Raw genomic sequence first — 15,048 nt, 5'->3', positions numbered from 1 at the left:
AGGTTGGCGATGGCAGAGCAGGACAAGCTCCTCGAGTACCTCAAGCGCGTGACCGCCGACCTGCACCAGACCAGGCAGCGGCTGCAGGCGGCCGAGGCGGCGGAGCAGGAGCCGATCGCCATCATTTCCCTCGCCTGCCGGTACCCGGGCGGGGTCGCCTCGCCCGAGGACCTGTGGGACCTCGTCGCGGGTGGCACGGACGCGATGTCGGGCTTCCCGGAGGACCGCGGCTGGGACGTCGAGCGCATGTACGGCGAGGAAGGCGCCCGCGCGGTCGAAGGCGGCTTCGTCCACGACGCGGCTTCGTTCGACCCCGGACTGTTCGGCATCTCGCCGCGCGAGGCCCTCGCGATGGACCCCCAGCAGCGGCTGCTGCTCGAGACGTCCTGGGAGCTCCTCGAACGCGGCCGGCTCGACCCGTTTTCGCTGCGTGGCAGCCGGACCGGCGTGTTCATCGGCGCGAACGCGTCCGGCTACAGCAGCACGCTGCAGGCGGCCGCGGGCTCCGAGGGGTATCTGCTGACCGGCGAGGCGCCCAGCGTCATGTCGGGGCGGCTGTCCTACACCTTCGGGCTGGAGGGGCCGTCGGTCACCGTCGACACGGCCTGTTCGTCGTCGCTGGTCGCGCTGCACTGGGCCTGCCAGGCGCTGCGGCAGGACGAATGCGGTCTCGCGCTGGCCGGGGGCGTCACGGTGATGGTGAGCCCGTTGGCGTTCGCGGAGTTCAGCCGCCAGCGCGGCCTCGCTTCGGACGGCCGGTGCAAGTCCTTCGCCGACGCCGCCGACGGCACCGGCTGGGGTGAAGGCGCCGGCCTGGTGCTGCTGGAGAAGCTGTCCGACGCCCAGCGCAACGGGCACCGGATCCTCGGTGTGATCCGCGGCTCCGCGGTCAACTCCGACGGCGCGTCGAACGGCCTGACCGCCCCGAACGGCCCGTCGCAGCAACGCGTCATCCGCGCCGCGTTGGCGAACGCCGGTCTGTCCACTTCGGAGGTGGACGCAGTCGAGGCGCACGGCACCGGGACCGCACTGGGCGACCCGATCGAGGCGCAGGCGCTGCTGGCGACGTACGGCCAGGACCGGCCCGCCGACCGGCCGCTGTGGCTCGGGGCGCTGAAGTCGAACATCGGGCACACGCAATCGGCGTCCGGCATCGCGGGTGTCATCAAGATGGTGCTGGCGCTGCGGCACGAGGTGCTGCCGCGCACGCTGCACGTCGACGCGCCGTCGTCCGAAGTGGACTGGTCGGCGGGCGCGGTGGAACTGCTGACCTCGCCACGGCCGTGGCCTTTGCGGGAGACCCCGCGCCGGGCCGGGGTGTCGGCGTTCGGCGTCAGCGGGACGAACGTGCACGTCATCGTCGAGGAAGCACCGGCGGCCGACGTGCTCGAACCGGCCTCCCCTCCGGCCGGGCTCCTGCCCTGGGTGATCTCCGGGGCGAACGATGCGGCAGTGCGTGCGCAAGCCCGGCGGCTGCTGGACGCGGATCCCGATCCGGTCGACGGCGGCTACTCCCTGGCGGTCACGCGGGCACGGCTGGCTCGGCGTGCGGTCGTCCTCGGCGCTGATCGCGGCTCGCTGCGGGACGGTCTCGCGCGCATCGAGGACGCCGTCACCGGTACGGCCGATCCGGATGCGTCGCTGGCGGTGTTGTTCACCGGCCAGGGTGCGCAGCGGGCCGGGATGGGTTTGGAGCTCTACGAGCGGTTTCCGGTGTATGCGGCCGCGTTCGATGCCGTGCTCGCGCAGTTCGATCCGGCGCTGCGTGCCGCGTTCGACGATGCCGCGCTGCTGGATCGGACCGAGTTCACCCAGCCTGCGTTGTTCGCGGTCGAGGTGGCGTTGTTCCGGCTGGTCTCTTCCTGGGGTGTGCGGCCGGACTTCGTGGCCGGGCATTCGATCGGGGAGATCTCGGCGGCGCACGTGGCCGGGGTGTTGTCCCTTGTGGACGCTTGTCGTTTGGTGTCGGCGCGGGCGTCGCTGATGCAGGCCCTGCCGCCGGGTGGGGCGATGGTGTCGATCGCCGCGCCGGAGTCGGCGATCGTCTTGACCGAGGGTGTTTCGATCGCGGCGGTGAACGGGCCGGAGTCGGTGGTGATCTCCGGGGACGAGGCTGCGGTGCTGGCGATCGCGGCCCAGTTCCCGAAGACCAAGCGCCTCGCTGTGAGTCACGCGTTCCACTCGCCCCTGATGGACCCGATGCTCGACGAGTTCCGTGCGGTGGCGGAGTCGTTGACGTACCACCCGGCGGAAATACCGGTGCTCTCGAATGTGAGCGGTGCTCTCGCTTCGTCGTTCACGGCGGAGTATTGGGTGCGGCACGTGCGGGAGACGGTCCGGTTCGCCGACGGTGTGTCCACTTTGGACGCAGCTGGGGTCGGGGTGTTCCTGGAGCTGGGGCCGGACGGGGTGCTCAGCGCGATGGTGCCCGGGACGGCGGTCCCGGCACTGCGGCGCGACCGCTCCGAAGAGAGAGCACTGCTCACAGCGTTGAGCACTGTTCACGTCCACGGCGTGGACGTCGACTGGACGTCGTTCTTCCCCGGCGGCCGCCGGATCGACTTGCCCGCGTACGCGTTCCAGCGGGAGCGGTTCTGGCCTCGCGGCGGCGTCGCCCACGGTGATGCCGGTTCGCTGGGCCTGGGCGCGCTGGACCACCCGCTGCTGGGGGCGGCGGTCGGCTTGGCGGGCCACGACGGCGTCGTCTTCACCGGGCGGCTGTCGCTGGAGACCCAGCCGTGGCTGGCGGGCCACGCGCTCGGCGGGACGGTCCTGGTGCCGGGGACGGCGCTGCTGGAGCTGGCCGTCCGGGCGGGCGACCAGGTGGGCTGCGACGTCGTCGACGAGCTGACATTGGAGGCGCCGCTCGTCCTGCCGGCGCGAGGCGGGGTGGCGGTCCAGGTCTACGCCGGGCCGGCGGACGGCACGGGCCGTCGCGAGCTGACGCTGTATTCCCGCCCGGACGACGGTGCCGCACCGGGGCAGGACGCGTGGACCCGCCACGCGAGCGGCCTGCTCGCTTCCGGTGCCCGGCAGGCGGTGGAGCTGACAGAGTGGCCCCCGCCGGGAGCGGCCCGCATCCCGACGGAGGGGCTGTACGACCAGCTGGAAGCCCTCGGGTTCACGTACGGCCCGGCTTTCCACGGCCTGGGCCGGGTGTGGCGCCGCGGCGAGGAGACGTTCGCGGAGGTGGCGCTGCCGGAGGAGTTCCACGGGGACGCGGCGGCCTTCGGCCTGCACCCGGCGCTGCTGGACGCGGCCCTGCACCCGCTGGGGCTGGCGGCCCCGGGCACGCCGAACCCGCCCGCCGCCACAGTCACCGCCGCCCCGGCCGGTGGCACCGCAACCCACCCAGCCGGCGGCACCCCGGCTGGCGCCTCCCCGGCCGGTGGCACCGCAGCCCGCCCGGCCGGTTCCGGCGGCATGCCGTTCTCCTGGAGCGGCGTCACCCTGCACGCGTCCGGCGCCACCGCTCTGCGCGTCCGGCTCTCCCCGGCCGGGGACAACGCCGTCGCCGTCGCCGTCTGCGACCAGGCCGGTGGGCCCGTCGTCTCGATCGATTCGCTCGTCCTCCGCCCCCTCTCACCCGCCACCGCCCCGGCTCCGGATGGCTCGCTCTTCCGCCTCGACCGGATCCCCGTCGCCGCCGGGGCGCGGGTCGAAGCCGTCGTTCTCGGTGCCGATGCCTTCGGCCTGCCCGCAGTGTCCGATCTGGACACCGACGCCGACCTCGTCTTCGCCCCCATCGTCGCCGAAAACATCCACCAGGCCACGAAGAGAGCCCTCGCCCTCGTCCACTCCTGGCTCGCCGCCGAACGGGACGGCCGCCTGGTCGTCGTCACCCGCGACGCCGACACCGACCCCGCCGCGGCCGCCGCGCGAGGGCTGGTCCGCTCCGCCCAGACCGAGCACCCCGGGCGGTTCCAGCTCCTCGATCTCGACGGCGGCCCCTGGCCCGACCTCGCCACCCTGCCCGCCGAGCCGCAGATCGACGTCCGCGAAGGCGTCTTCACCGCCCCGCGGCTGGCCCGCGCCCACAGCGGCGCCCTCACCGTCCCCGGCGAACCCTGGCGGCTCACCACCACCGGCGGCACCCTCGACGGCCTCACCCTCCGGCCGGAACCCGCGAAGCACCTCGCCAAGGGCGAAGTGCGGGTCGCCGTGCGCGCGGCCGGGATCAACTTCCGAGACGTCCTGATCGCGCTCGGCATGTACCCCGACCCGGCCGCCGTCCTCGGCTCCGAAGCCGCCGGGGTCGTCACCGAAGTCGCGTCCGACGTCACCGGGATCGCCGTCGGCGACCGGGTGCTGGGCCTGTTCACCGGGGCGTTCGGCCCCGAAGCCGTGACCGATGCCCGGCTGCTCGTCCCGATGCCCGACGGCTGGACCTTCGCCAGGGCCGCGTCCGTGCCCGTCGCCTTCGTCACCGCCTACTACGCCCTGTTCGACCTCGGCCGTCTCGAAGCCGGCCAGTCCGTGCTCGTCCACGCGGCCGCCGGTGGCGTCGGGATGGCCGCCGTCCAGCTCGCCCGGACGAAGAACGCCGAAGTGTTCGCCACGGCCGGCCCGGCCAAGCAGGACGCCGTCCGCGCCCTCGGCGTCACCCACATCGCCTCCTCGCGGGATCTCGAGTTCGCGAAGAAGTTCACCGAAGTCGACGTCGTCCTCAACTCGCTGACCGGCCCGTTCATCGACGCCTCGCTCACCCTCCTCAAACCCGGCGGCCGGTTCCTCGAACTGGGCAAGACCGACCTGCGGGACCCCGAAGGCGTCACCTACCTCCCGTTCGACCTCGGCGACCCCGGCCCGGACCGCATCCAGGAAATCCTCCGTGACCTGCTGAGGCTGTTCGCCGACGGCGAGCTGCACCCCCTGCCCACCAAGGCCTGGGACGTCGTCCGCGCACCCGACGCGTTCCGGTTCATCAGCCAGGCCAAGCACGTCGGCAAGAACGTCCTCACCGTCCCCGCCACGCCGGACCCCGACGGCACCGTCCTCGTCACCGGCGGCACCGGCACCCTCGGCCGCCTGCTGGCCCGCCACCTCGTGACCACCCACGGCGTCAAGCACCTGCTGCTGGCCGGCCGCCGCGGCCCCGACGCCCCGGGCGCGGCCGAGCTGGTCGCCGAACTGACCGCCCTGGGCGCCGAGACCCGCGTCGTCAGCTGTGATGTCGCCGACCGGGCGGAGCTCGAAGCGCTGCTGCGCCCGGTGAATCTCACCGGCGTCGTCCACACGGCGGGCGTGCTCGACGACGGCGTCGTCGAGTCGCTCACCCCCGAGCGGATCGACGCCGTCCTCGGCCCGAAGATCGACGCCGCGCTGAACCTGCACGAGCTGACCCGCGACCGCGACCTCGCCTGGTTCGCGCTGTACTCCTCGCTCGCCGGCGTGGCCGGCGCCGCGGGCCAGGCCAACTACGCCGCCGCCAACGCCGCGCTCGACGCCCTCGCCGCCCGCCGCCGCGCCGACGGCCTGCCCGGCGTCTCCCTCGCCTGGGGCCAGTGGGCCGAAGCGAGCGGCATGACCGCCGCTCTCGACGACGAGGACCGGTCGCGGATCGCGCGGTCCGGCATCGGCGCTCTCGGCACTGCGGAAGCCCTCGCGCTGTTCGACGCCGCCCAGGTCGCCGGGGCCGCGTGCGTGGTCCCGGTCCGGGTCGACCTCGCCGCGCTGCGCGCCCAGGCCGAGCACCTGCCCGCGCTGTGGCACGGCCTGGTCCGGGTGCGCACCCGCCGCGCGGCCGGGCTGCCCGCCGGTACCGCCGGTACCGCTGCCCTCGCCGCCCGGCTGGCCGGGCTCGCCGGCGACGACGTCCGCCGGTTCCTGCTCGACCTCGTCCGCACCCACGTCGCCGCGGTCCTCGGCCACGACGGCGCCGACGCCGTCGAACCCGCCAAGGCGTTCAAGGACCTGGGCTTCGACTCCCTGACCGCCGTCGAACTGCGCAACCGGCTCACCGCGGTGACCGGCCTGCGCCTGCCCGCCACGGTCGTCTTCGACCACCCGAACCCCCACGCCCTCGCCGCGCTGCTGCAGGCGGAGCTGGCCGGCGACGCCGGGCCCGCCACGACGGCGGCGATCACCACCGTCACCGGCGACGACCCGATCGCCATCGTCGCGATGAGCTGCCGCTACCCGGGCGAGGTGACATCGCCGGAAGACCTGTGGCGCCTGCTCGAATCCGGCCGCGACGCCCTCACCGCGCTGCCCGCCGACCGCGGCTGGGACCTCGCCGCCCTCGACGCCGCCGAGGGCGGGTTCGTCCACGACGCCGGCGCCTTCGACGCCGAGTTCTTCGGCATCTCCCCGCACGAAGCCCTCGCCATGGACCCGCAGCAGCGGCTGCTGCTCGAGATTTCCTGGGAAGCGCTGGAACGCGCCGGGATCGACCCGCGGTCGCTGCGGGGCAGCAGCACCGGCGTCTTCGTCGGCGCCGCGCACCAGGCCTACGGCAGCGGCGTGGCCGAGGTGGCGGCCGGCGTCGAAGGCCACCTGCTGACCGGGAACGCCACCAGCGTCGTCTCCGGCCGCGTCGCCTACACCTTCGGCTTCGAAGGCCCGGCCGTCTCGATCGACACGGCCTGCTCGTCGTCACTGGTCGCGCTGCACTGGGCGGTCCAGGCCCTGCGCCGCGGCGAGTGCGACCTCGCACTGGCCGGTGGCGTCGCCGTGATGGCCCAGCCCGGCATGTTCGTGGAGTTCGACCGGCAGGGCGGGCTCGCCTCCGACGGCCGCTGCAAAGCGTTCGCGGAGGCCGCGGACGGCACCGGCTGGGGCGAAGGCGCCGGCCTGGTGCTGCTGGAACGCCTGTCCGACGCCCGGCGTCACGGGCACGAAGTCCTCGCCGTGGTGCGGGGTTCCGCGGTGAACTCCGACGGCGCGTCCAACGGCCTGACCGCCCCGAACGGTCCCTCGCAGCAGCGGGTCATCCGCGCCGCGCTGGCCGGTGCGGGCCTGCGTCCGTCCGAAGTGGACGCCGTCGAGGCGCACGGCACCGGCACCACCCTCGGCGACCCGATCGAGGCGCAGGCCCTCCTGGCCACCTACGGGCAGGACCGCGAGGAACCGCTCCGGCTCGGCTCGCTCAAGTCCAACATCGGGCACACCCAGGCCGCCGCGGGCATCGCCGGGGTCATCAAGGTCGTGCTGGCCCTGCGGCACGGCCTCCTGCCCCGGACCCTGCACGTCGACGCGCCGTCATCGCGCGTCGACTGGGAGTCCGGCGCGATCGAGCTGCTCACCGAGGCCCGCCGCTGGCCCGAAACCGGACGGCCGCGCCGGGCCGGCATCTCGTCGTTCGGCATCTCCGGCACCAACGCCCACACGATCATCGAGCAGGCCCCGGCCGCGCCACCCGCGCCCGAGCGCTCGGAGGAGCCCGGCACCATCCCGTGGCTGCTGTCCGCCCGTGACGCCGACGCGCTGACCGCGCAGGCCGAACGCCTCCGCACGCACGTCGAGGCCCACCCGTCCCTGTCTCCGGTCGACATCGGCTTCTCCCTGGCGGAAACCCGGGCCGCGCTCGAACACCGGCTCGTGGTGTTCGGCGACGACCGCGCCGAACTCCTGGCCGCACTGGAGAACCCGCCGGTGACCGGGGTCGCGCGGCCGGACCGCAGGCCGGCCGTGCTGTTCACCGGCCAAGGAGCGCAGCGGCCGGGCATGGGACGCGAGCTGTACGACCGGTTCCCGGTCTACGCGTCGGCCTTCGACGCGGTCTGCGCGCACTTCCCGGACCTCCGGGACACGATCCTCGGCGGCACCGAGTCCCTGGACGACACCGGCATCACGCAACCGGCGCTGTTCGCCGTCGAGGTCGCCCTCTTCCGGCTCGTCGAGTCGTGGGGCGTCCGCCCGGATTTCGTGGCCGGACACTCGATCGGCGAGATTTCGGCCGCGCACGTGGCCGGGGTGCTCACCCTGGAAGACGCGTGCCGGCTGGTCGCCGCCCGTGCCTCGCTGATGCAGGCGCTGCCGCCCGGTGGAGCGATGGTGTCGATCGCCGCCCCGGAGTCCGGGATCACCTTGACCGAAGGTGTCTCGTTCGCGGCGGTGAACGGCCCGGAGTCGGTCGTCATTTCCGGCGAGGAGGCCGCGGTCCTGGCGATCGCGGCGAAGTTCCCGAAGACCAAGCGCCTCAAGGTGAGCCACGCGTTCCACTCCCCGCTGATGGACCCGATGCTCGACGAGTTCCGGGCGGTGGCGGAAACCCTGACGTACCACCCGGCGCGGATACCGGTGCTCTCGAATGTGAGCGGTGCTCTCGCCGAGCCGTTCACCGCGGACTACTGGGTGCGGCACGTGCGGGAGACCGTCCGGTTCGCCGACGGCATCGCGACGCTGCGGGCCGCCGGCGCCGATGTGTTCCTGGAGCTGGGCCCGGACGGCGTGCTCAGCGCGATGGTGCCCGGCATCGCGATCCCGGCCCTCCGGCGCGACCGCTCCGAAGTGAGAGCACTGCTCTCCGCGTTGAGCACCGCTCACGTCCACGGCGTCGACGTCGACTGGACGCCGTTTTTCCCCGGCGGCCGCCGGGTCGACCTGCCCACGTACGCCTTCCGGCACCGCAGCTACTGGCTCGCCCCGGAACCCGGCACGGCGGCACCCGGCGGTGACTCCGGCTTCTGGGACGTGGTGCGCAGCGGCAAGCTGGCCGCCGAACTCGAACTGGACGCGGACGTCGCCGAGACGGTCACCCCGGCCCTGTCGGCCTGGTACCGGCGCCGCCACCAGGCGTCCACAGTGGAGTCCTGGCGCTACGGCATCGCCTGGCGGCCGGTCTCGCCGACCGCGGTCGCGCTCACCGGGCACTGGCTGCTGGTCGTGCCGGAGGCGGGCGAACCCGGCGTCGTGGCCGGTGTCGCGCAGACGGTGATCGAACGCGGCGCGCGGATCACGCCCGTGCGGATCGACCCGCTGCTGCCGCGCGCGGAGTTCGCCGGACGCCTCCGCGAAGCGCTGAACGGGTCCGAAGTGGACGGTGTGCTTTCGTTGCTGGCATTGGCCGACGGCGGGCACGGTGTCGCGGCGGGCACGGCCACCCTCCTCCAGGCGCTGGGCGACCTCGGCGATCTCGGGGCGAGCGGACGGCTGTGGTGCCTCACCCGCGGCGCGGTCGCGGCCGTGCGGTCCGACCGGGTCGATGCGCCGGTCCAGGCCCAGGTCTGGGGGCTCGGCCGCACCGCGGCGATGGAGTACCCCCAGCGCTGGGGCGGCCTGATCGACCTGCCCGCCGAACTGGACGACCGCGGCCGCACCCGGCTCGCCGCCGTGCTCGCCGGCACCAAGGACACCAAGGACACCGAGGACGAGGTTGCGCTCCGGCCGTCCGGCGTCTTCGCGCGCCGGCTGGAACGGCGGTCCACGACGACGGGCGAGGCCTGGCAGCCCCGGGGCACCGTGCTGGTCACCGGCGGCACCGGCGCTCTCGGCGCCCAGGTCGCCCGCCGGCTGGCCGCGGGTGGTGCCGAGCGGCTGGTGCTGCTCAGCCGGCGCGGACCGGCGGCGCCGGGCGCCGCGGACCTCGAACGCGAGCTGGCCGCCCTCGGCTGCGAGGTCTCGATCGTGGCCGTCGACGCCGCCGACCGCGACGCACTGGCCGCCGTGCTCCCCGGTGATCTCCGTGCGGTGGTGCACGCCGCGGGCGTCCTCGACGACGGCGTCATCGAGTCCCTGACGCCGGAGCGGTTCGACGCCGTGCTGCGGGCGAAGGCGACCGCGGCCGAGAACCTGTCCGCGCTCACCACCGGCCTCGACGCGTTCGTCCTGTTCTCGTCGATGGCCGGCGCGTTCGGCGCCGCGGGCCAGGGCAGTTACGCCGCGGCCAACGCCCATCTCGACGCGCTCGCGCAGCAGCGGCACGCCGCCGGGCTGCCCGCGGTCTCGATCGCGTGGGGCCCGTGGGCCGGTGCCGGGATGGCGGCGGGCGACGCCGAAGCGCGGCGGCGGCTGCGTGCCGCGGGCGTCGGCGCCCTGGAACCCGGCCTCGCCCTCGACGCACTCGCGCTCGAAGCGACGGCCGGCGCGCCGGTGGCCGTGGTGGCCGATCTCGACTGGGACGTCTACCTCCCGGCGCTGCGGACCGTCCGGCCCCGGCCGCTGTTCGCCGGGTTCGGCGAGCCGCTCCCGAGCGCGGAGGCCGAACCGGCGGGACTGCTCACCGGACTGTCCGAACCGGACGCCGCCCGGACGGTCCTCGACCTGGTCCGCACGCACGTCGCGGCCGTGCTCGGCTACCCCGACGCGGCCGCGGTCGACGCCGAGCGCGCGTTCTCCGACAGCGGGTTCACCTCCCTGACCGCTGTCGAACTGCGCAACCGCCTCGACGCCGCGACCGGGCTGAGCCTGCCCGCGACGTGCGTGTTCGACCACCCGACGCCGGCCGCGCTGGCCCGGCACCTGCACCACGAGCTGCGGGGCCGCCTGCCGGAGCCGGGCGAGACCGCGCCGGCCCGCACCGGCATCGACATCGGCACCGACGAGCCGATCGCGCTCGTCGCCATGGGCTGCCGGTTCCCCGGCGCGGTGGCCACGCCGGAGGACCTCTGGCGGCTCGTCGCGGACGGCGTCGACGCGATGACCGGCCTGCCCGAGGACCGCGGCTGGGACCTCGGCGCGCTCTACGACCCGGACCCGGGCAAGAGCGGCCACAGCTACGTCCGCGACGGCGGTTTCCTCGACACCGCCGCGGAGTTCGACGCGGCCTTCTTCGGGATCTCGCCGCGCGAAGCCCTCGCGATGGACCCGCAGCAGCGCCTGCTGCTGGAGATCACGTGGGAGGTCTTCGAGCGGGCCGGGATCGACCCGCACGCGCTGCGCGGCAGCCGCACCGGCGTGTTCGCCGGCACCAACGGCCAGGACTACGCGGGCCTGCTCGGCGCGGCGGGGGAGGAGGTCGGCGGTTTCATCGGCACCGGCAACGCCGCCGCGGTCGTGTCCGGCCGGCTGGCCTACGCGTTCGGCCTCGAAGGCCCGGCGCTGACCGTCGACACGGCGTGCTCGTCGTCGCTGGTCGCGATCCACCTCGCCGCGCAGGCACTGCGCCGGGGCGAGTGCGATCTCGCGCTCGCCGGTGGCGCGACCGTGATGTCCACCCCGGCGACGTTCGTCGAGTTCAGCCGGCAGCGCGGCCTGGCTTCCGACGGCCGGTGCAAGGCGTTCGCCGAGGCGGCGGACGGCACGGGCTGGGGCGAGGGCGCCGGGCTCGTGCTGCTGGAGCGGCTGTCGGACGCCCGCCGCAACGGCCACCCGGTGCTCGCGGTCGTCCGCGGATCAGCGGTGAACTCCGACGGCGCGTCCAACGGCCTGACCGCGCCGAACGGTCCTTCGCAGCAGCGGGTCATCCGCGCCGCGCTGGCCGACGCCGGTCTGTCCACTTCGGACGTCGACGCCGTCGAAGCGCACGGCACCGGCACGAAGCTGGGCGACCCGATCGAGGCGCAGGCCCTGCTGGCCACCTACGGCCAGGACCGCGGAACGCCGCTGCTGCTCGGCTCGGTCAAGTCGAACATCGGCCACACCCAGGCTGCCGCGGGCATCGCCGGGGTGATCAAGATGGTGCTGGCCATGCGCCACGGCGTCCTCCCGCGAACGCTGCACGTCGACGCGCCTTCGTCCCAAGTGGACTGGTCGGCGGGCGAGGTGGAGCTGCTCACCGAAGCGACGCCGTGGCCGGAGACCGGGCGCGCCCGCCGCGCCGGCGTGTCCGCGTTCGGCGTCAGCGGCACCAACGCCCACGTGGTCCTCGAAGCGGGCGAGCCCGAACCCGCGTCGGCAGTCCACAACGGACTCACCTTGTGGCCGCTCTCCGCGCGTGACGAGCAAGGCCTGACCGAGCAGGCCCGTCGCCTCCGGTCGGCGCTCACCGACGGTGCCTCGGCGGCCGAGGTCGGCCGCACCCTCGCCACCGGCCGCGCGGCACTGGACCACCGGGCCGTGGTGATCGGCGCCGACCGGGACGAGCTGCTCGCCGGGCTGGCGGACCTGGACAACGCCGTGCGCGGCACCCCCGCTCCCGGCGGCCGGCTGGCCGTGCTGTTCACCGGCCAGGGCGCCCAGCGCGCCGGGATGGGCCGCGAGCTGTACGACCGGTTCCCGGTGTTCGCCGACGCCTTCGACGCCGTGTGCGCGGAGTTCGACGGCCTGCTCGACGCGTCCCTGCGCGAGATCGTCTTCGACGGCGGTGAGCGGCTCGACCGGACCGGGTACACCCAGCCCGCGCTGTTCGCGCTCGAGGTCGCCCTCCACCGCCTGGTCACGGCCTGGGGCGTGCGCCCGGACTTCGTCGCCGGGCACTCGATCGGCGAGCTGGTCGCGGCCCACGTCGCCGGCGTCCTGACCCTGCCCGACGCGTGCACGCTCGTCGCGGCCCGCGCGTCACTCATGCAGGCGCTGCCCCCCGGCGGGGCGATGGTCTCGATCGCCGCACCGGAGTCGGCCGTCACCTTGATCGAGGGGGTTTCGATCGCGGCGGTCAACGGCCCCGAGTCGGTCGTCATCTCCGGCGAGGAGGCCGCGGTGCTGAAGATCGCCACGGAGTTCGCCGAGCGCGGCACCAAGACGAAGCGGGTCACCGTGAGCCACGCGTTCCATTCCTCGCTGATGGACCCCATGCTCGAGGAGTTCCGCGCGGTCGCGGAAACGCTGACCTACCACCCCGCCGAGATTCCGGTGCTCTCGAATGTGAGCGGTGCTCTCGCCGAGCCGTTCACCGCGGACTACTGGGTGCGGCACGTGCGCGAGACCGTCCGGTTCGCCGATGGGGTGACCACCCTCGAAGCCGCCGGTGTCCGCGTCTTCCTCGAACTGGGGCCCGACGGGGTGCTCAGCGCCATGGTGCCCGGCACCGCGATCCCGGCCCTGCGCCGCGACCGCTCCGAAGAGAGAGCACTGCTCTCCGCGTTGAGCACTGCTCACGTCCACGGTGTGGATGTCGACTGGGCGGCCTTCTTCCCGCCTGCCCGCCCGGTCGATCTCCCCACCTATCCCTTCCAGCGGCAGCGGTTCTGGCCCGAGCCCGCGCCCGCCGCGCCGGTGTCCGAAGCGGACGCCGAGTTCTGGACGGCCGTCGAAGGCGAGGACCTGGACTCGCTCGGTGCGCTGCTCGGCCTCGACGGTGACCAGTACGCGGCCATCGCCCCCGCGCTCCCGGCGCTGTCCGGCTGGCGGCGGGAGACCCGGGCGAGCTCCGGTTCCTGGCGCTACCGCGTCGTCTGGCGCAAGCTGCGCGAACAAACCGCCGCGGTGTCGGGCGACTGGCTGTTCGTGCTGCCGGAAACCCTCGACGACCCCGGTGCGGTGACGGCGGTGGCGGGCGCCTTCGCGACGTCCGGAGCGCGGCCCCTGGTCGTCCGGGTGCCCGAGGACGCCGACCGCATCACGGTCGCGAAGCTGGTCGAGGCCAAGCTGGCGGAAGAGGCCTCGACGCCGGTCGGCGCGCTGTCCCTGCTCGCGTTCGCGACCGGCTCCCCGGCGTCGGCCGTGGCCGCCGGGCTCCCGCAGACCCTCGCCCTGGTCCAAGGGCTCGGCGACGCCGGCGTCACCGCACCGCTGTGGTGCGCCACCCGCGGCGCGGTCGCGACGGCGGACCGCGAGTCTGTCGTGGACCCGGCCCAGGCCCAGTTCTGGGGCTTCGGCCGGACGGTCGCGATGGAGCACCCGAACCGCTGGGGCGGCCTGGTCGACCTGCCGGACACGCTGAGCGCCGAGGACGGCGAGCGACTGTGCGCGGTCCTCGCCGCCGGTGGCGAGGAAGAAATCGCCGTTCGCGCCACCGGCGCCTTCGCCCGCCGCCTCGTCCGCGACACCGGCGCAAGTCCACAGTGGACGCCGAGGGGCACCGTGCTCGTCACCGGCGGCACCGGAGCGCTCGGCGGGCACGTCACCCGCTGGCTGCTGGACCACGGCGCCGAGCACGTCGTCCTGGCCGGCCGTCGCGGTGGCGAAGCGCCGGACGACCGGGTGACGGTCGTGGCCTGCGACGTCGCCGACCGGGACGCGGTCGCGGCCATGCTGGCCGAACACCGGGTGTCGGCGGTGGTGCACGCGGCGGGCGTCCTCGACGACGGCGTCGTCGACACCCTGACCGGCGACCGGTTCGCCGAGGTCCTGCGGGCCAAGGTGACCGGCGCCCGGCTCCTCGACGAGCTGACCGGCGACCTCGACGCCTTCGTCCTGTTCTCCTCGCTCGCCGGCACGGTCGGCGCCGCGGGGCAGGCGAACTACGCGGCCGCCAACGCCGAGCTGGACGCCCTCGCCCAGCGGCGTCGCGCGTCCGGCCGGGCGGCCGCCTCGATCGCCTGGGGCCCGTGGGCGGGTGCGGGCATGGCGGCGGGGAACGCCGACCGGATGCGCCGCGCCGGGGTCACCCCGCTGCCCGCCACCGACGCCGCGGCGGCCCTCGCCCGAAGCACGCGGTCGCAGGTCGTCGCCGACATCGACTGGGACACCTACGCCGCGAACCGGCCGCTCTACGCCGAACTGGCCCCGGCGGCGCCGGTCGCCGAAGCACCGGCCGGGCTCGGCGGCCGCCTGGCCGGGCTGTCTGCGCTTTCCGGCGCCGACGCCGGCGACCTGGTCCTCGACGTCGTCCGCGAGCACGTCGCGGCGGTGCTCGGCCACGGCCGGGCCGCCGACGTCGCCCCGGATCGGGCGTTCAGCGAAACCGGCTTCACGTCGCTGACCGCGGTCGAGCTGCGCAACCGCCTGGACCGCGTCACCGGGCTGAACCTGCCCGCGACGCTCGTCTTCGACCACCCGTCGCCGTCCGCGCTGGCCCGGCACCTGACCGCGGAACTGCGGGACGACGAGCCCGCGCCGCGGGGGGTGGCCGGGCTGCTCGACGAGCTGAGCCGGGTCGGCGCCACCCTCGGCGAGGCCGATCGGGCCCGCGTCGCCGGGCAGCTGCGGCTGCTCACCGCGGGCTGGGCGGGCGAACCGGCCGCCCCGAGCCTCGAATCCGCCAGCGACGAGGAGATGTTCGACCTCCTCGGCAAAGAGTTCGGCATCTCCTGATCCGGCGCCCGCGACTGCATGGAGTGAGAAGAC

The 15,048-nt window shown here is 74.5% G+C and carries 1 protein-coding gene; it reads left to right on the top strand.

The window, feature by feature from the left end; genetic code table 11:
- Positions 1-9: 9 nt before the first annotated feature.
- Positions 10-15,015, top strand: coding sequence for a type I polyketide synthase (locus tag ACLJQF_RS25630; protein ID WP_410612235.1), 15,006 nt, complete (start codon positions 10-12; stop codon positions 15,013-15,015).
- Positions 15,016-15,048: the final 33 nt, after the last annotated feature.

Source organism: Amycolatopsis sp. lyj-109, assembly GCF_046548995.1.
Lineage (GTDB): Bacteria > Actinomycetota > Actinomycetes > Mycobacteriales > Pseudonocardiaceae > Amycolatopsis.
Note: the sequence above shows the minus strand (reverse complement) of the source record. Positions and strands in the feature narration are given on the sequence as shown.